Origin of the sequence: Halopseudomonas oceani (genome assembly GCF_963677335.1) — a bacterium.
Taxonomy (GTDB): domain Bacteria; phylum Pseudomonadota; class Gammaproteobacteria; order Pseudomonadales; family Pseudomonadaceae; genus Halopseudomonas; species Halopseudomonas oceani.
Map to the genome: position 1 here is coordinate 815,808 of NZ_OY781932.1, position 18,579 is coordinate 834,386.

Genomic DNA, 18,579 nt, shown 5'->3' on the forward strand with positions numbered 1-18,579 from the left:
GGGAATGGGGACATGGCGTCTGATGCGCTGGAGACACTGAACAGCTTGATCGTACCGCTGCGTGAGCAGTCGTTGCTGCTGCCGAACGTGGCAGTGGCCGAGCTGGTGGGCTTCCGTCTGAGCGAGGCGGCCAGCCATGGGCCGGACTGGTTCCTCGGCTGGACCCTGTGGCGTGAACAGCAGGTGCCGATGGTGGATATCGACCTGTTGATGGGCTACACCGCAGACGCCCCGGAAGTATCGCCGCGGACGCTGATTCTCAACGCCATTGGTGGTACGCCCGGGGTGCATTTCATTGCGCTGCGGGTCTGGGGCATTCCCCGTTCCCGCAAGCTGCAGCGTGGTGATCTGACGACAACGGCTAGTGCAACCGAGTGGACGCTGCAGCAGGTCAGCCTGAGCGATGAGCCGCAGGATCTACTGATCCCCGATCTGCAGGCGCTGGAACAGGCGCTGGATCAGGCGGGGCTGCTGCGCCGGGCCAGCTGAGCAGCACCGCCGCTCAGTCACTCAACGGAAAGCTCAGTCGCGCCTCGGTACCGCCGCCGACCCGATTGAGTAGCTGCACCTGTGCGCCGTGGCTATCGGCAATTCGCTTGACGATGGCCAGCCCCAGTCCGGTTCCCTTGGTCGACCGGGCCTGGTCACCTCGAATGAAGGGGCTGAACAGGGCATCGTTTTCGAGAATCTCTACCCCGGGGCCGCGGTCCAGCACGCTGACGGTCAGCAGGCGCTCGGCGCCAACGCGGGTGACGTAGGTGCAGACTTCAACGCCGGTGCCGCCATGCACCAGCGCATTATCGATCAGGTTGATCAGTACGCGCTTGAGCGACAGTCGACGGAAGGTGAGGTGGGGTACCTCGGCCAGACACAGCCTGACCACCTCGCCATTGCTGTTCAGCGGGGCGACTACCTCGCGAATCAGCTCGTTGATGTCTCCTTCCTCGGTTGGCTCGGCGCTGCCGTCACGAATGTAGCTCATGAACTGCTCGAGGATGGCGTCCATGTCCTCGATGTCGCGAATCATGCCGTCAGTCAGTTCAGGCTCGGCGTCTGACAGCAACTCGGACGACAGCCGCATGCGGGTTAACGGGGTGCGCAGGTCGTGGGAAACGCCGGCCAGCAGCATGGTACGGTCGCGGTTGGCCTGCTCGACGTCCTGTGACATCTGATTGAACGCCCGATACACCTCGGAAATCTCCGACGGCCCGCTGGTGTCGAGCAGTCGCACGCTCTGGCCGCGACCGATACGCTGGGCAGCGCGTTCCAGCATCTTCAGTGGATGGTTGAGTTGACGCACCAGTAGCCAGGCGGCGGCAGTCGAGAGCATGCCGATGAGCGCCAGCCAGGTGACCACCAGCCAGACCCGCTGACCGCGCAGTGGATGGGCGTACAGCGGCACCTTGAGCCAGTAGTTGCCGTAGATCGGCTGGTGAATCCAGACCGCCGGTTGCGCCTGGGTTTGCACCCGAACCTCTGTCTGATCGCCCAGCTCGTCACGCAGCTGATGGGTGAAGATGCCGGAGTAAGGCCAGTGCACCTCACCCTGCGGCACCTGCTCGGGCACCATGATACGGATACCGGTCATTTCCTCGATGTCGCGGCGCGCATCCGGTCCACTGGCCCAGTAGGCGCGGACCAGCATCGCGGTGCCGTGGCTGTACTGGCGGTCAACCAGCAGGTCCTCGTTGCTCAATAGGTAGATCAGCGTCAGCACCTGGGAAAACAGGGTGACAATCAGCACCAGCAGGATGGTGCGGCCGAAGAAACTACGTGGCAACAATGGGTGCCAGCCGGGTCCGCCCTTCACGTATTCTGACCGTCCGGCACGAAGACGTAGCCAACACCCCAGACAGTCTGGATGTAACGCGGCTTGGACGGATCGGGTTCAAGCATGCGGCGCAGGCGGGAGATCTGTACGTCGATCGAACGTTCCAGTGCATCCCACTCGCGACCACGGGCCAGCTGCATCAGCTTGTCACGGGTCAGCGGCTCGCGCGGGTGACGTACCAGCGCTTTGAGCACGGCGAACTCGCCGGTGGTCAGCATGTTCACCTCGTCGCCGCGCTTGAGTTCACGGGTCGCGAGGTTGAGAGTGAACTCACCGAAGGTGACCTGATCGTCGTCAGTGCTCGGCGCACCCGGCACCTGCGGCGCCTGGCGACGGAGTACAGCCTTCATGCGGGCAACCAGCTCGCGGGGGTTGAACGGCTTGGGCAGATAGTCGTCGGCACCGATCTCCAGCCCCTGGATGCGGCTGGTCTCATCGCCCTTGGCCGTCAGCATGATGATCGGCGTGGTGTTGCCCTCGGCCCGCAGGCGTGCGCAGGCGCTCATGCCATCTTCCCCGGGCAGCATCAGGTCGAGCACGATCAGCGAATAGATTTCACGGGCCAGCAGACGGTCCATCTGAGCGACATCTTCCACGGCGCGAACGCGGTAACCCTGTTCGCCGAGAAAGCGCTCGAGCAGCCGTCGCAAACGCACATCGTCATCGACAATCAGAATTTTTTCGCCTTCGTCAGCCATGTATCACCTATCGGAGTGAGTGAGCCTGCATTGTGACCCAGCCCCCGTAGCTTGCGGGCTGGCCATTGTTACAAGAGGTTTCTTTTTACCCTGTTATGACGCCATCATCCAGCCGCTTTATGAAGGCCGACCACGGGCGCATCTGTCGGTTATACTGCCCGGCCTGTCATAGCCAAGAGTGGAAGTGTCTCCCCATGCAGAGTATTGCCTCGCGCATCGCCAGTGAACTGTCGGTTCGCCCCGAGCAGGTCGCCGCTACCGTCAGCCTGCTGGACGAGGGCGCCAGCGTCCCGTTTATTGCCCGTTACCGCAAGGAAGTAACCGGCAGTCTGGACGACACCCAGTTGCGCTATCTCGAAGAGCGCCTGCGCTATCTGCGTGAACTGGAAGACCGGCGTACCGCGGTGCTCTCGAGCATTGCCGAGCAGGGCAAGCTGAGCCCGGAGCTGGAACGCGATATTCGCGAGGCCGACACCAAGACCCGGCTGGAAGACCTCTACCTGCCCTACAAGCCCAAGCGCCGCACCAAGGGCCAGATCGCCATTGAGGCGGGCCTGGAGCCGCTGGCTGATGCGTTGTTTGCTGACCCGACGCTGGATCCGGAGAGCACCGCTGCCGGTTATGTTGATGCCGATAAGGGCGTAGCGGACGCCAAGGCCGCTCTGGATGGGGCCAAGTACATCTTGATGGAGCGCTTTGCCGAGAATGCCAGCCTGCTGGAGCGCCTGCGCGGCGCGCTGCGTGATGACGGTCGTGTCGTTTCTCGTGTGGTGGCAGGTAAGGAGCAGGAAGGCGCCAAGTTTTCCGACTATTTCGAATACGATGAGCCGCTGAAGAAGGTGCCGTCGCACCGCGCGCTGGCGATTCTGCGCGGCCGCAACGAGGGCGTGCTGAGCATCGCCCTGGAACTGGGCGACGCCGAACCGGCGCCGGGCACCATGCATCCCTGTGAGGCACTGGTGGCTGAGACCGTTGGCATCGTCAATCAGGGCCGCGCGGCTGATCGCTGGCTCAACGAGGTTGTGCGCTGGACCTGGCGGGTCAAGCTGCTTGGCCATCTGGAAACCGAACTGCTCGGCGAGCTGCGCGAAGCCGCCGAAGACGAGGCGATCCGCGTATTCGCCAGCAACCTGAAAGACCTGCTGCTGTCGGCCCCGGCCGGCCCGCGCGTTACGCTGGGCCTCGACCCGGGGTTGCGTACCGGGGTCAAGGTGGTGGTGGTTGGTGCCACCGGCAAGCTGCTCGACACCGCCACTATCTTCCCCCATGCGCCGCGCAATGACTGGGACCGCTCGCTGGCGACCCTGGCGGCGTTGTGCAGCAAGCATCAGGTTGACCTGATTGCCGTCGGCAACGGCACCGCCTCGCGTGAAACCGACAAGCTGGCTGCCGACCTGATCAAGCTGTGCAGCGGGCAGAAAATGCAGAAGGTGATGGTCTCCGAGGCGGGCGCGTCGGTGTACTCGGCCTCCGAGCTGGCGGCCCGTGAGTTTCCGGATCTGGACGTGACCTACCGTGGCGCGGTGTCCATCGCCCGCCGTCTGCAGGACCCGCTGGCCGAACTGGTGAAGATTGAGCCCAAGGCAATCGGCGTCGGCCAGTATCAGCACGATGTTTCTCAGGTGAAGCTGGCACGCGGGCTGGACGCGGTGGTTGAGGACTGTGTGAACGCGGTCGGCGTCGATCTGAATACCGCGTCCGCGGCGCTGCTGACCCGGGTTTCCGGCCTGAACCCGAGCATCGCCCAGAACATCGTCGATTACCGCGACAGCAACGGTGCCTTCCGCAATCGCCGCGAGCTGCTCAAGGTTAGCCGCCTCGGTGACAAGACCTTTGAGCAGGCCGCGGGCTTCCTGCGGGTGATGAACGGAGACAACCCGCTGGATGCCTCGGCGGTGCACCCGGAGGCCTATCCGCTGGTCGAGCGGATTGCCGATCAGACCGGCCGTGATGTCCGCGGTCTGATCGGTGACTCGACCTTCCTACGCAAGCTGGAACCGGCGCGTTACACCGACGAACACTTTGGTATCCCGACTATTACCGACATCCTGCGCGAGTTGGACAAGCCCGGTCGCGATCCGCGCCCCGAGTTCAAGGCGGCCGAATTCCAGGAAGGGGTCGAGAGCCTGAAGGACCTCAAGCCGGGCATGACGCTGGAAGGGGTGGTTACCAACGTGGCCAACTTCGGTGCCTTTGTCGATATCGGCGTGCATCAGGATGGTCTGGTGCATATTTCCATGCTTTCGCACCAGTTCGTCAAGGACCCGCGTGACGTGGTCAAGGCCGGTGACATCGTCAAGGTTAAAGTACTTGAGGTGGATATCCCGCGTCAGCGCATCAGCCTGACCATGCGCCTGGACGACAAGCCTCAGCCTGCCGGCGAACGCCAACAGCCGGGTGAGCGCAATCGTGGTCGGCAGGGCGCACCGCGCGGCAACGCCGGCGGTAACAGTGCGCGCCCGGCCGACGCGGGCGGCACCTTCGCCAACCTCTTTGCCAATGCCAAAAATCTGAAGAAGAAATGATCCCATGAGCGAATTGCATCCGGCATTGGCCGCCTTTGCCGCCGAGCGCAGCAGCGCCTTCACCGCCCTGGTAGGCATCGAGTTTGCCGCGATTGAGCGTGGGTTATGTACCCTGCGCCTGCCTATCGACGATAAGCACTTCAACTCCACCGGCCGGGTGCATGGCGGGGTGGTGTTTACCCTGCTGGATTCGGCGATGGGCGCTTCCGCGTTCAGTGTGCTGGAACCGCACGAAAGCACCGCCACCATCGAGTGCAAGATCAACTACACCCGGGCGGTTACCGGCGGTGTGCTGGAATGCACCGGCAAGGTGATGCACACCGGTACGCGCACCATCGTCGTGGACGGTGAGGTGTGGCAGGATGGCGTGCTGGTAGCCAAGTGTCTGGGGACCTTCGCTCGTATCTGAGCGGCGCCCTGCGGTCTTTCTATACTGATTAAACGGGTCGACGACGTACGTCGATCCATTGCCTAAGGAGTGACGCTTTGTCACCACTGCTCCGTGAACGCCTCGCCCTGCTGGCGACACCCGCGAACCGCTCGTTGCTGAGCGACTGTCAGCACGGTATCGAGAAAGAAAGTCTGCGTATCTCCGCCGACGGGACGCTGGCGCAGACGCCGCACCCGCAGGCGCTGGGTTCAGCGCTGACCCATCCACGGATCACCACCGACTACTCCGAAGCGCTGCTGGAGCTGATTACGCCGGTCAGCAAGGGGATCGAGGAGCTATTCGGCCAGTTGGACGAAATTCATCGCTTTACTTATGGCGAACTGGGCGATGAGCGGCTGTGGACCGAGTCTATGCCCTGTCGTCTGCCGGCCACCGATGAGGCGATTCCGATTGCCTGGTATGGCACCTCCAACGTTGGCACTCTGAAATACGTTTACCGGCGCGGCCTGGCGGTGCGTTACGGCAAGGCGATGCAGTGCATTGCCGGCATTCACTACAACTTCTCGCTGCCGCCACAGCTGTGGCAGGTCATGCAGGCTAAAGAGGGCGATACCCGCAGCGCGCAGGACTATCAGTCCGAGCGTTATTTCGCACTGATTCGCAATTTCCGCCGCTATGCTTGGTTGTTGATGTATCTGTTCGGTGCCTCTCCCGCAGTATGTGCCAGCTTCCTGCAAGGTCGAGATCACCGGCTGCAGCCGCTGGGTGAGCACAGTCTGTACCTGCCGTGGGCGACTAGCCTGCGCATGAGCGACCTGGGCTACAACAACAACGCCCAGTCCGGTCTGAACGTCTGCTACAACAGTCTCGACAACTACATCAACAGCATGCTGGATGCGATCAGCCTGCCTTACGCTCCGTATGAGGCGCTGGGTACCCATGACGCCAACGGTGAATGGCAGCAGCTCAATACCAACCTGTTGCAGATCGAAAACGAGTTCTACAGCCCGATCCGCCCCAAGCGGGTCGCCAACAGTGGTGAGAAGCCGGTGCATGCCCTGCGTGAGCGCGGAGTCGAGTACATCGAGGTTCGCTGCCTGGATATCGATCCCTTCGTGCCGCTCGGAATCGAGCCGGCGACAGCTCGTTTCCTCGACAGTTTCCTGCTGTTCTGCGCGATCAACGACAGCCCCGAGTTGAGCGACAGCGAGTGTGAGCAGGCGGCGGGTAACTTCAGTCTGGCGGTCAAGCGCGGCCGCGAGCCCGGCCTGATGTTGAGCGACAATGGCAGCGAACGCAGCCTGGTCAGTTGGGGCGAGTCTTTGCTGGACGGAATTTCCGCCTGCGCAGAACTGCTTGACCAGTCACAGGGCGGTTCGGCGTTTCTGGAGTCCGTTGCTGTTCAGCGCGCCAAGCTCAAGGATGCGTCGCTGACGCCGTCGGCCAAGGTGCTGGCGGCGATTGCCGAGCACGGCGACAGCTTCTTCCGCTTTGCCCTAGCGCAATCCGAGGAGCACAGCCAGAATTTTCGTGCCCGCCCGCTGGATAGCGATGCGCAGGAGCGAATGGCCGCTGAGGCGGCCGCATCACTGACGGAGCAGGCAGCGATTGAAGCGGCAGATGACGTCGACTTCGATACCTTTGTGGATCGTTATCTGAGTCAGCAGGCCTGATACACCGGGGGCCTAAGCCCCCGCAGTTGTCACTGCACGATCAGGTTGGTGAACAGCAGGTCATCGACCAACGGGTCACCTTCTTCCTCTTCCAGTACCTTCTGTACGGCGGCCAGCGCGCTGGCCCGCAGTGCTTCCTTGCCTTCCAGCGTGCTCAGGTTCTCTGGCAGCTGTTCGCTGAACAGGAAGACCAGCGCGTTGCGGATCAGCGCGTCATGGTAGTGGATACGCTCGACCGCAGCCGGGTCGTCAGTGCGCAGTGCGACATCGGCCTTCAGATACTGAATCCGCGGGCCGGCGCCCAGGGTGCCAACGAAGGCGGGCTTGAGTTGGACGTATTGGGCTGTGGGGGCTGCGGCTTCCTCTTCCGCCAGAACCGGGGTAGCAATTAACGTCAGGGCCAGCAGCAGGGTAGTGAGGGGGTTGCGATGCATCGGACTGAAACTCCATTAAAGTGCGCACAGGATAGCCGAGGTGCGGTTAAGCGCCAAATAGCCGTGCCTTTGACCTTATGCGAACCTATCACTTCAGGGCATGGTGATTGACCCTGTAGCCGGGTTCACGTCTAGACTGTCGCCATTGCTCAGCTTAAGCCAAGGAGACAACAATGAAAGCGGTACTGTGCAAAGCCTACGGCCCTGCCAGCAGTCTGGTGCTGGAAGAGACTGCTGATCCGGTTGCCAAGAAAAACGAAGTCGTCATCGACATCCACGCTGCCGGCGTCAACTTCCCCGACACCCTGATCATCGAAGGCAAGTATCAGGTCAAGCCGCCTTTCCCGTTCTCCCCGGGTGGTGAAGCGGCTGGCGTGGTTGCCAGTGTTGGCGAGAACGTCAAACACCTGAAAGTCGGTGATCGGGTAATGGGTCTGACCGGTTTCGGCAGTTTTGCCGAGAAGGTCGCTACCGACGCGATGCGCGTGCTGCCAATGCCGGCCGACATGGATTATGTTACCGCCGCCGGTTTCAGCATGACCTACGGTACTTCCATGCACGCGCTGAAGCAGCGTGGCGAACTCAAGCCGGGTGAAACCCTGCTGGTGCTGGGCGCTTCTGGCGGCGTTGGTCTGGCTGCGGTTGAACTGGGTAAAGCCATGGGCGCGCGCGTCATTGCTGCTGCCTCCAGCGCTGAAAAGCTGGAAGTCGCCAAGGCCGCTGGTGCTGACGAGTTGATCAACTACAGCGAAGTCAGCCTGAAGGATGCGGTCAAGGAACTGACCAACGGCCAGGGCGCTGACGTGATCTATGATCCGGTCGGTGGCGACCTGTTCGACGAAGCCGTGCGCTGCATCAACTGGAAAGGCCGTCTGCTGGTTGTTGGCTTCGCCAGCGGCCGTATCCCGGAATTCCCGGTCAACCTGGCGCTGCTGAAAGGCTCGTCCATCGTGGGTGTGTTCTGGGGTGCCTTTGCTGCCCGTGAGCCGCAGGTCAATCTGGAGAACTTCCAGGAAATGTTTCGCTGGTACAGCGAAGGCAAGCTCAAGCCGCTGGTCTCCAAGACCTTCGAGCTGAACGAGTACGAAGCTGCGCTGAACATCCTCAGCACCCGTCAGGCGGTGGGCAAAGTGGTCGTCAAGACCCGCTAACGCCAGCCGCAGGCTGGCCCTGGTGGGAAGCCACAAGCGGCAAGGTACAAGAAAAACCCGCGCGGTGTTGAATCGCGCGGGTTTTTTCATGGGCGCGACGACACTCTAATCCCTAAATACCATGTGGCAGCATCAATGCCAGGGACAGACTGAGCGGCTTGCGGCTGGGCGCGCTAAAGCGCGCCCCCATACCCCTGCTGGCGCCAGGCCTCGTAGATCAGTATTGCTGCACTGTTGGACAGGTTCAGGCTACGGCTGTTGGCCTGCATCGGAATACGCAGCACCTGATCGGTTGGCAGTGATTCACGTACGTCAGCTGGCAGGCCGCGGCTCTCCGGCCCGAACAGGAACAGGTCGCCCGGTTGATACTCGGGTTCACTGAACCAGCGGGTGCCTTTGGTGCTCAGTGCGAACACTCGGTTCGGCTGCACCTGTTCCAGACAACTGGTCAGATCCGGGTAACTGCGTACGGCGGCAAACTCGTGGTAATCCAGCCCGGCGCGGCGCAGGCGCTTGTCATCCAGTTCAAAGCCCAGTGGCTCGATCAGGTGCAACTGGCAGCCGGTATTGGCGCACAGGCGGATGATGTTGCCGGTGTTCGGCGGGATTTCGGGTTCGAGCAGGGCGATATGAAACATGGCTGGCGGCTACGCAAGGGCGGAGCGGTAGGCTACCCGGTTGGAGCGGCAAGCTTCAAGCGGCAAGCCGCAAGCAGTCCGTGGTGCTGCGAGCGTTGGTGTTAGTCTGAAGGCTGGAAGGGTTTGGGTTGAGGCTTGCAACTCGAGGCTTGCAGCTCAAAAAAAAGGCGACCCCAGCCTGCCTGAACCGAGGTCACCCCAAATACACCCATTAGTCATTTAGCATCAAGCGTGCCAGTTTCCTTGCAGGTGTACTTTATTCGCTTTCATCGTCGTCGGAACCGTCGACATTCATGCCTAGTTCCTTGATTTTGCGGGTCAGGGTATTTCGGCCCCAGCCCAGTAACTGCGCGGCATCGCGGCGTCTGCCGGCGGTGTGCTTGAGGGCCGTTTCGATCATGATGCGTTCGAATGCGGGTACCGCGATATCCAGCAGGTTGGTGACGCCGCGAGCCAGTTCCTGATCGGCCCAGGTGCGCAATCCGTGCTCCCAGTGCCCATCCGGCGCACTGTCCTGGTGCTGGGTGAGCAGTTCCGGGGGCAGGTCCTCGATCAATACCTCGCGGCTGGACGCCATGACGGTGATCCAGCGGCAGGTGTTTTCCAGCTGGCGCACGTTGCCGGGCCACGGCAGGTTGCGCAGGTAGTCCTGGGTTTGCGGCTTCAGGGTCTTCGGCTCGACGGCCAGTTCCTGCGCGGCGCGTGCGAGGAAGTGCTGGGCCAGGGCCGGGATGTCTTCGCGGCGTTCGGCCAGCTTGGGAATATGGATGCGGATGACGTTGAGGCGGTGGAACAAATCCTCGCGGAACTTGCCAGCTTGCACCAGCCCTTCCAGATTCTGGTGGGTGGCGGCGATGATGCGCACGTCGACTTTGATCGGTGTGTGACCACCGACCCGGTAGAATTCGCCATCGGCCAGTACACGCAGCAGCCGGGTCTGGGTTTCGGCGGGCATGTCGCCGATCTCGTCGAGGAACAGCGTGCCGCCGTCGGCTTGCTCAAAGCGGCCACGGCGTTGCACGGCGGCGCCGGTAAAAGCGCCTTTCTCGTGACCGAACAGCTCGGACTCCATCAGATCCTTGGGAATCGCCGCCATGTTCAGGGCGATGAAGGGATTGTGCGAGCGCGGGCTGTGGCGGTGCAGAGCGTGGGCGACCAGCTCCTTGCCGGTACCGGATTCACCGTTGATCAGCACGGTAATATTGGAGTGCGACAGACGGCCAATGGCGCGGAAGACTTCCTGCATGGCCGGCGCTTCACCAATGATCTCAGGGGTACGGGTCTGCAGAGTTTCTTCTTCCTGCGCCTCCTGCTCGTGGGTATGGGCCAGAGCACGGCGTACCAGAGCAACGGCTTCGTCTACGTCAAATGGCTTGGGCAGGTATTCGAACGCACCACCCTGATAGGAGGCGACGGCGCTGTCCAGGTCGGAATGGGCAGTCATGATGATGACCGGCAGTTTCGGATAACGTTCGCGCACGGTCGCCAGCAGGTCCAGACCGCTGGTGCCAGGCATGCGAATGTCGCTGATCAGAACATCCGGGTGCTGACGCTGCAGGCGTGCCAGTGCGGCGTCTGCGCTATCGAAGGCGACCGGCTCCATGCCTTCCTGTTGCAAGGCCTTCTCTAGTACCCAGCGGATGGAACGATCGTCATCAACGATCCAGACGTTCTCGGCACGATTCTGTGAGCGGGTCATAAAACAGTTCTCCAGTTCCGGTTTCACCGGCAGGCAGTTGAGGCATTGCGCAGAGGCAAGAATGCGTAAGGTCGCGCTGCCGTCGGGGCAGCACTGGTGTTGTCATGGGGGCGTGGCTGCATCTCAGTCGGCCCCCTCCTGTTCCAGTGGCAGGAACAGGGTAAAAGTGGTTTCTCCCGGCACGCTGTCACATTCGATCAGGCCCTGATGCTGGCTGATAATGTTCTGGGTAATCGACAGGCCAAGCCCGGTTCCTTCGGCCCGGCCACTGACCATGGGGTAGAAGATGCTCTCGGCGATGTCGGCCGGAATGCCAGGGCCGTTGTCGATCACCTCAACCCGGCAAACCAGTCGGTAGCGGGTCTGGCCGATCGTGAACTGGCGCAGCGTGCGGGTGCGCAGGGTGATCTGGCCCTGCTCAAGCGGACCATTGGCGGCGAGTGCCTGCATGGCGTTGCGGACAATGTTCAGCAGCGCCTGGATCAGTTGCTCACGGTCGGCCTGGACATCCGGGATGCTCGGGTCGTAGTCGCGCTTGATGTGCAGGGCGCCCTGGGTTTCGGCCTCGATCAGGCTGCAGACCCGCTCGGTGATCTCGTGAATGTTGATCGGTCGCAGCGCGGGTGGCCGGTACGGGCCAAGCATGCTGTCGACCAGATTGCGCAGCCGGTCGGCCTCTTCAATGATCACGTCGGTATAGTCTTTCAGACTCTCTTCCGGCAGTTCTCGGGCCAGCAGCTGAGCCGCGCCGCGAATGCCTCCGAGCGGATTCTTAATCTCATGGGCCAGGCCGCGCACCAGTACCTTGGTCACTTCCTGTTTGGACAGCTGGGCCTCTTCCTTGGTGATACGCAGCAGGCGATCACGTGGATACAGTTCCATCAGCAGCCAGTTGCGGTTGGCGGCAATGATCGGTGTGACCGAATAATCAGCCATCATGCTCTGGCCGTTGCCAAGGGTTAGCTGGGCTTCGCGCTTGGTAAAAGGGTGGCCGTTCTCAACCGCGTTGTGCAGCGAATCGAGGGCTGCCGCGCTATCAGTGAACAGCCCTTGCAAGGGCTGTTGATATACCCGTTGTCCGCTGACTGCCAGCAGCATTTCCGCCGCCGGATTCATGAAGCTCAGGCGCAGGTCGCTGTCCAGCAGCAGCACGGCAGTGGTCAGGTTATCGAGAATCTGGCGTAGAAATCGGTCTGGCAGCATGGCTATATCCGTCGTTTGGGCAAGGAAATGCAAGAAGCGAACCAATTCGGGGCGTATTCCGGGAGAGATGGATAATCCGTTGCCCGTTTCTGTGACGAGTGGCTCCCGGAATGCTCAGGCGCGTGCGCAGGCCCGGTGTTTGCTGGTGTTCCCGCTGCCGACGAGGGCCTTGAGCGGACGTTTCAGTCGTTCGTTGGGCTAGTGGATATCGGCTGGGCGCATTGGAACGGTGCGCGAATTGGAGTCGCGAGTGACGAGTATGCACCGATTTGGTGCGCTCGTCATTCGCGCTGGGGGGGTGGGTCAGGGGGTGCTGGCGGGTGGCTTGGGCACGTTCGGCGCTGTCGGTGCGGCCGGCGCCCGCGGTGCCTGGTTGGGTGAGTTGATTCGGCCGGGCTGGTTTAACGAGGTGCGCTGCACATGGACGGTGATCGGGCTGCTGGCGATCAATTCCTGGCCGCTGGCGTCAGTGATCACCGCTTCAATCTGGTGCGACCCCCGATCCAGGTTGGGCAGGGTCAGGCTGGCCTCGTTCTGGCCATCGCCCGGCAGTGCCTGGGTGGAGAGGGTGCCATCGACTCGGGCCCGAAGCAGCGCTCCGCTTCGCAGCGGCGGGTCAATGGCAATGCCGAGGACCAGATTGCCGTCGTTGGCCCGTACCCCGCTGTCGTTGGCAGGGCTGGTGATTTCCAGGCGGCGGTAGCGTCCTTGGCTTGTTGCCGCATTGCCGGTGGTGCTGCTGCTCTGGTTATAGGTCGGAGCAGGGCGCGGTGCATCCATGGCGTTGGGCGTGGAAATCTCAATGCGCTTGGCATTGGGGGATGGCTGGTCCGAGTAGACGGTGTTGCCTTCGGCATCGGTCCAGGTATAGATCTCGGCAGTGGCGCTCTGGCTGAAGATCAGCGCGCTGCACAGGGCAAAGATAAGCTTGCGCGGCATTGTCGTACTCTCCTTGAGACATCTGCTCATGCTGGCACCGTCCGGGAAAGCTGGCAACTGCCTTGGTCTGCCTTGGCGACAGACGTAAAAAAGGGGCGCCCGACCGGGCGCCCCTTTTTTGGGTGACAGTTGCCTGTCTCTGGATCAGACGCTGTAGTACAGGTCGTATTCCAGCGGGTGAACGAAGGTGCGAACCTTGATCTCTTCGGCGCTCTTCAGCTCCATGTAAGCGTCGATGAACTCGTTGGTGAACACGTCGCCCTTGGTCAGGAAGTCGCGGTCTGCGTCCAGCGCTTCCAGTGCCTCTTTCAGGCTGCCACATACCTGCGGGATCAGCGCGGACTCTTCCGGCGGCAGATCGTACAGGTTCTTGTCGGCCGCATCGCCGGGGTGGATCTTGTTCTGGATGCCGTCCAGGCCAGCCATCAGCAGTGCTGCGAAGGCCAGGTAGGGGTTGGCAGCCGGATCCGGGAAGCGTGCTTCGATGCGACGGGCTTTCGGGCTGGAAACGTACGGGATACGGATGGAAGCGGAACGGTTGCGGGCGGAGTAGGCCAGCATGACCGGAGCTTCGAAGCCCGGGACCAGACGCTTGTAGGAGTTGGTGGACGGGTTGGTGAACGCGTTCAGTGCCTTACCGTGCTTGATGATACCGCCGATGAAGTACAGGGCGGTGTCAGACAGGCCGGAGTAACCTTCGCCAGCAAAGGTGTTGTTGCCGTCTTTGGCGATGGACATGTGAACGTGCATACCGGAACCGTTGTCGCCGTACAGCGGCTTCGGCATGAAGGTAGCGGTCTTGCCGAACGCGTCGGCAACGTTGTGTACGCAGTACTTCAGGGTTTGTACTTCGTCGGCTTTCTTCACCAGGGTGTTGAACAGTACGCCGATTTCGTTCTGGCCAGCAGTTGCCACTTCGTGGTGGTGAACTTCGATGGTCAGGCCCATTTCTTCCATGGCGTTACACATGGCAGTACGGATTTCGTGGTCGTGATCGACCGGCGGCACCGGGAAGTAACCACCTTTGACGCCCGGACGGTGGCCTTTGTTGCCAGTCTCGAAGTCGCCGTCAGTGTTCCAGGAAGCCTGCTCGGAGAAGATCTTGAACATGGAGCCGGAGATGTCGGACTTGAATTTCACTTCGTCGAAGACGAAGAATTCCGGTTCCGGACCAACGAATACGGTGTCACCGATACCGGTGGACTTCATGTATTCTTCGGCGCGCTTGGCGATGCCGCGCGGGTCACGCTCGTAGCCCTGCATGGTGGAGGGCTCGATGATGTCGCAGACGATGATCAGGGTCGGCTCTTCGGTGAACGGGTCCAGAACGGCGGTGCTGTCATCGGGCATGAGGATCATGTCGGACGCTTCGATACCTTTCCAGCCGGCAATCGAGGAGCCGTCGAACATCTTGCCGTCTTCGAAGAAGTCTTCGTTGACATCACGGGCCGGCATGGTGACGTGCTGCTGTTTGCCCTTGGTGTCGGTGAAGCGCAGGTCTACCCACTTCACGTCATGCTCGTTGATCAGTTGCATCGCTTTCGACATGGTTTCCTCCAAAAGGAATCGTTTGCCAGACAGCCGGTCTGGCACCTTATATAACGTCCAGCGGACAGGCCGCTGCTCGGTTGCATTACAAGTGAGCAAAAGGTGTGCCATTTCGGAGCATCGCCTGTGAGCCCCGTATTTGGCGCTTTTTGCTCTGAAACTTGGTGATGCGCACCATTCTGGAGCACCTTGTTGGTGCATTCAATGGTGAGTGTGCGCCAAGTTGGTGCGTTGTCTGCACGGCAGTTAGCCGAGCGCTGAGCGCCTGCTGCGCGTATAATGCAGCGCTTTGCGCACGATATGCCAGCCCCCCATGAAACTGATCATCAAATTTTTCCCGGAAATCACCATCAAGAGCCGTCAGGTTCGCAAGCGTTTCATTGCCCAATTGAAGGGCAACTTAAAAAAGGTGCTGTCGGCGGTTGACCCGCAAGCCCGGGTCAACGGGAACTGGGACAGTCTCGAAGTCAATCTGGGGCCTGATCCGGCGCTGCAGCAGCGCTGTATCGAACGGTTGCGCAACACGCCGGGCATTTCGCATTGCTTCGAGGTGCACGAGTATCCGCTCGGCACCATCGATGAGTTAATCGAGCTCTGTGTGGCCAATGTCGGCGATCAATTGCGCGGCAAGACCTTTGCGGTGCGCTGCAAGCGGGTGGGTAGCCATCCGTTCAGCTCGCAGGATGTCGCGATCAAGGTGGGCAGCGCGCTCAATACCCGCTGCGGCGCAGCCGGTGTGTCCTTGAAAGATCCTGAAGTGGAAGTGCATGTCGAGATTCGTGATCAGAAAATTTATCTGATCCAGGCGCGTCACGAAGGTATGGGCGGCTTCCCGCTGGGAACCATGGAGCCGGTGCTTAGCCTGCTGTCAGGCGGCTTCGACTCCACGGTGGCGAGCTATCAGATGCTGCAGCGAGGCCTGCTTCCGCATTTCGTCTTCTTCAATTTGGGGGGCCGAGCCCACGAGCTGGGTGTGCGTCAGGTTGCGCATTACCTGTGGGAGCGTTATGCGACCAGTCACCGCCTGCGCTTTGTCAGCGTTCCCTTTGAAGGGGTGGTTGCCGAGATTCTGCAGAACGTTGAAAACAGCCAGATGGGTGTGGTGCTCAAGCGCATGATGCTGCGTGCCGCAGACCGGGTAGCCTACCGCTTGGGCATCGATGCTCTAGTCACCGGCGAGGCCATTGCCCAGGTGGCCAGTCAGACGCTGCCGAACCTGAGTGTTATCGACAAGGTGGCAGAGCGGTTGGTCATTCGTCCGCTGATTACCACCAGCAAGCTGGACATTATCGATGTGGCCCGGCGTATCGGCACGCTGGAATTTTCCAGCAGCATGCCTGAGTACTGCGGGGTGATCTCCGTCAGTCCGGCTATTCGCACCACAGTGGCGCGGGTTGAGGCGGCTGAAGCCGGATTCAACTTTGAGGTGCTGTCGCAGGCGGTGGAGAATGCCGCCTACAGCGAGTGCAGCGAGCTGGGCGAGATGATGGAAGGCGGCTCGCCGGTCGAAATTGTCGAGCAGGCACTGACCGGCCAGATCGTTATCGACATCCGCCACCCCGATGAGCAGGAACTAAGGCCGCTGCAGCTGGACGGGGTGGAAGTGCAGTCGATTCCTTTCTATACCCTCAATAGTCGTTTTGCCGAACTCGACCCGTCTCGCGCCTATCTGCTGTATTGCGAGAAAGGGGTCATGAGTCAGCTGCATGCCCAATATCTGCTGGATGAAGGTCACGGCAATGTACGTGTGCTGCGGCCGGGCGGCAGCAGCAAGCGCTGAATAGCATCACCGGGCAGCTGTTCTGCTCGGCGCAATTGAAGTAATGGCAGGGTGTTTTGAACAAAAAACACCCATTGTCACCTTTGGGTCTGTATAATGCCCCCCTCTTTTTTTCAGTATGCCGGCTGTCGCCGCATCACCCAGGACGCTCACAGTGATCGAGAATCTCCGCAATATCGCCATCATCGCGCACGTTGACCACGGCAAAACCACGCTGGTCGACGCTCTGCTGCGTCAGTCCGGTACCCTGGATCGCAAGGAACTGGATTCCGAGCGGATCATGGATTCCAACGACCAGGAAAAGGAACGCGGCATTACCATTCTGGCGAAGAACACCGCCATCAAGTGGAACGGCTACAACATCAACATCGTCGACACCCCCGGCCACGCCGACTTCGGTGGCGAGGTTGAGCGCGTGATGTCCATGGTTGATTCGGTACTGCTGCTGGTTGATGCGGTTGATGGTCCGATGCCACAGACCCGCTTCGTAACCCAGAAGGCCTTCCAGGCCGGCCTGCGTCCGATCGTTGTCGTGAACAAGATTGACCGTCCGGGTGCCCGCCCTGACTGGGTTATCGACCAGGTCTTCGACCTGTTCGACAGCCTCGGCGCTACCGACGAGCAGCTAGACTTCCCGTTCGTCTACGCCTCCGCAATCAACGGTATTGCTGGTATGGACCCGGAAGAAATGGCCGAGGATCTGACCCCGCTGTTCCAGACCATCGTTGATCGCGTGCCGTCTCCGGACGTTGACCTCGACGGCCCGTTCCAGATGCAGATCTCGGCACTGGACTACAACAGCTTCCTGGGGGTGATCGGCATCGGTCGTATCCGCCGCGGCAAGGTCAAGACCAACACGCCGGTGACCTCTATCGATGCGCAGGGCAAGAAGCGCAACGGCCGTATCCTGAAGATCATGGGTCACCACGGTCTGCAGCGCGTTGAAGTTGAAGAAGCTCAGGCTGGCGACATCATCTGCATCAGCGGCTTTGACCCGCTGTTCATCTCCGACACCCTGTGCGATCAGCAAAACGTTGAAGCTATGCCGGCGCTGACCGTCGACGAGCCGACCGTAAGCATGACCTTCCAGGTCAATGACTCGCCGTTCGCCGGTAAAGAAGGCAAGTTCGTCACCAGCCGCAACATCAAAGAGCGTCTGGAAAAAGAACTGCTGCACAACGTGGCTCTGCGCGTTGAAGAAGGCGACAGCGCTGACAAGTTCAAAGTATCTGGTCGTGGCGAGCTGCACCTGTCGGTGCTGATCGAAACCATGCGTCGCGAAGGTTTCGAGCTGGGTATTTCCCGTCCTGAGGTAGTGATCAAGGAAATCGACGGCGAGAAGCAGGAGCCGTACGAGAACGTTACCATCGACATCGAAGAGCAGCACCAGGGTCCGATCATGGAGCAGATGGGTCTGCGCAAGGGCGACCTGGGCAACATGGTTCCGGATGGCAAGGGCCGTATTCGACTGGAGTACGTTGTCCCGGCACGTGGCCTGATCGGCTTCCGCAACAGCTTCCTGACCATGACCTCGGGTACCGGCATCATCACCAGTACCTTCAGCCACTACGGCCCGGTCAAGCAGGGTGAAGTAGGCCACCGCCAGAACGGCGTGCTGGTCTCCATGGCAACCGGCAAGGCACTGACCTACTCGCTGGAAACCCTGCAGGATCGCGGCAAGCTGTTCCTGGAGCCGGGTCAGGATATCTATGAAGGCCAGCTGGCTGGTATCCACAGCCGTGACAACGACCTGGTCATCAACCCGACCAAGGGCAAGAAGCTCGACAACATGCGCGCTTCCGGCAAGGATGAGACCATTCAGCTGGTTCCGCCGGTCAAGTTCACTCTGGAGCAGGCGCTGGAGTTTATCGATGACGACGAGCTGGTCGAAGTGACGCCGAAGTCGATTCGCCTGCGCAAGAAGCTGCTGAGCGAGACCGACCGCAAGCGTGCCAGCAAGAGCTGAGCCTCGCCGCGACTGAAAAACCCGCCCCGGATTCCGGCGCGGGTTTTTTCATGTCTGCGGGTCCGAGTTGGCGGGATGTGCGACCAATGGCTACTGTTTGAGG

At 61.0% G+C, this 18,579-nt stretch carries 15 protein-coding genes; 7 read left to right on the plus strand and 8 right to left on the minus strand.

Annotated features, from left to right (window positions below; genetic code table 11):
* Window positions 1-12 precede the first annotated feature (12 nt).
* Complete coding sequence (locus ACKPCU_RS03730) at window positions 13-489, plus strand: chemotaxis protein CheW (RefSeq protein WP_321350013.1); 477 nt, start codon at window positions 13-15, stop codon at window positions 487-489.
* A 13-nt stretch (window positions 490-502) separates the two neighbouring features.
* Here ACKPCU_RS03730 and ACKPCU_RS03735 read toward each other — a convergent pair whose 3' ends face one another.
* Window positions 503-1,810 (minus strand): ATP-binding protein, encoded by a 1,308-nt coding sequence (locus ACKPCU_RS03735; protein WP_229744327.1) that lies wholly within the window; start codon window positions 1,808-1,810, stop codon window positions 503-505.
* On the minus strand, window positions 1,807-2,529 hold the full coding sequence (gene ompR, locus ACKPCU_RS03740; protein ID WP_104736507.1) for an osmolarity response regulator transcription factor OmpR: 723 nt from the start codon (window positions 2,527-2,529) through the stop codon (window positions 1,807-1,809). Before ompR ends, ACKPCU_RS03735 begins: the two co-directional genes overlap by 4 nt.
* A 194-nt stretch (window positions 2,530-2,723) precedes the next feature.
* On the opposite strand from ompR, the gene ACKPCU_RS03745 reads away from it, so the two are divergent.
* From ACKPCU_RS03745 to gshA, 3 genes are all read left to right on the plus strand, one after another.
* Complete coding sequence (locus ACKPCU_RS03745) at window positions 2,724-5,054, plus strand: Tex family protein (protein WP_321350018.1); 2,331 nt, start codon at window positions 2,724-2,726, stop codon at window positions 5,052-5,054.
* Window positions 5,055-5,058: 4 nt separating this feature from the next.
* A complete protein-coding gene (locus ACKPCU_RS03750) occupies window positions 5,059-5,463 on the plus strand; it encodes a PaaI family thioesterase (protein WP_321350020.1) in 405 nt (134 codons plus the stop codon).
* A 77-nt stretch (window positions 5,464-5,540) separates the two neighbouring features.
* The gene (gene gshA, locus ACKPCU_RS03755; RefSeq protein WP_321350023.1) at window positions 5,541-7,118 is read left to right on the plus strand and encodes a glutamate--cysteine ligase; all 1,578 of its coding nucleotides are present in this window, start codon (window positions 5,541-5,543) and stop codon (window positions 7,116-7,118) included.
* Between the two features lie 29 nt (window positions 7,119-7,147).
* On the opposite strand, the gene ACKPCU_RS03760 is transcribed toward gshA, so the two are convergent.
* On the minus strand, window positions 7,148-7,552 hold the full coding sequence (locus ACKPCU_RS03760) for a flagellar basal body-associated FliL family protein (RefSeq protein ID WP_321350024.1): 405 nt from the start codon (window positions 7,550-7,552) through the stop codon (window positions 7,148-7,150).
* 173 nt (window positions 7,553-7,725) lie between these two features.
* Between ACKPCU_RS03760 and ACKPCU_RS03765 the strand changes: the two genes are divergently transcribed.
* Window positions 7,726-8,703, plus strand: coding sequence for an NADPH:quinone oxidoreductase family protein (locus tag ACKPCU_RS03765; protein ID WP_104736503.1), 978 nt, complete (start codon window positions 7,726-7,728; stop codon window positions 8,701-8,703).
* Window positions 8,704-8,876: 173 nt separating this feature from the next.
* Here the strand turns inward: ACKPCU_RS03765 and trmL are convergent, their stop codons facing one another.
* The 5 genes from trmL to glnA form a co-directional block, all read right to left on the minus strand.
* Window positions 8,877-9,341, minus strand: coding sequence for a tRNA (uridine(34)/cytosine(34)/5-carboxymethylaminomethyluridine(34)-2'-O)-methyltransferase TrmL (gene trmL, locus ACKPCU_RS03770; protein WP_104736502.1), 465 nt, complete (start codon window positions 9,339-9,341; stop codon window positions 8,877-8,879).
* A 256-nt stretch (window positions 9,342-9,597) separates the two neighbouring features.
* On the minus strand, window positions 9,598-11,040 hold the full coding sequence (gene ntrC, locus ACKPCU_RS03775) for a nitrogen regulation protein NR(I) (protein ID WP_104736501.1): 1,443 nt from the start codon (window positions 11,038-11,040) through the stop codon (window positions 9,598-9,600).
* 123 nt (window positions 11,041-11,163) lie between these two features.
* Entirely contained in the window at window positions 11,164-12,243 is a 1,080-nt protein-coding gene (glnL, locus tag ACKPCU_RS03780) for a nitrogen regulation protein NR(II) (protein WP_104736500.1), read from the minus strand.
* A gap of 303 nt (window positions 12,244-12,546) precedes the next feature.
* Window positions 12,547-13,182 carry a DUF4124 domain-containing protein gene (locus ACKPCU_RS03785; RefSeq protein WP_321350027.1) on the minus strand — a complete coding sequence of 212 codons (636 nt, stop codon included), beginning with the start codon at window positions 13,180-13,182 and terminating at the stop codon, window positions 12,547-12,549.
* A 144-nt stretch (window positions 13,183-13,326) separates the two neighbouring features.
* Complete coding sequence (gene glnA / locus ACKPCU_RS03790) at window positions 13,327-14,730, minus strand: glutamate--ammonia ligase (RefSeq protein ID WP_104736498.1); 1,404 nt, start codon at window positions 14,728-14,730, stop codon at window positions 13,327-13,329.
* A 313-nt stretch (window positions 14,731-15,043) separates the two neighbouring features.
* Here glnA and thiI point away from each other — a divergent pair, with 313 nt between their 5' ends.
* Entirely contained in the window at window positions 15,044-16,510 is a 1,467-nt protein-coding gene (gene thiI / locus ACKPCU_RS03795) for a tRNA uracil 4-sulfurtransferase ThiI (RefSeq protein WP_321350029.1), read from the plus strand.
* Between the two features lie 154 nt (window positions 16,511-16,664).
* Window positions 16,665-18,476, plus strand: coding sequence for a translational GTPase TypA (gene typA, locus ACKPCU_RS03800; protein ID WP_321350031.1), 1,812 nt, complete (start codon window positions 16,665-16,667; stop codon window positions 18,474-18,476).
* The last annotated feature ends 103 nt before the right edge of the window (window positions 18,477-18,579 follow it).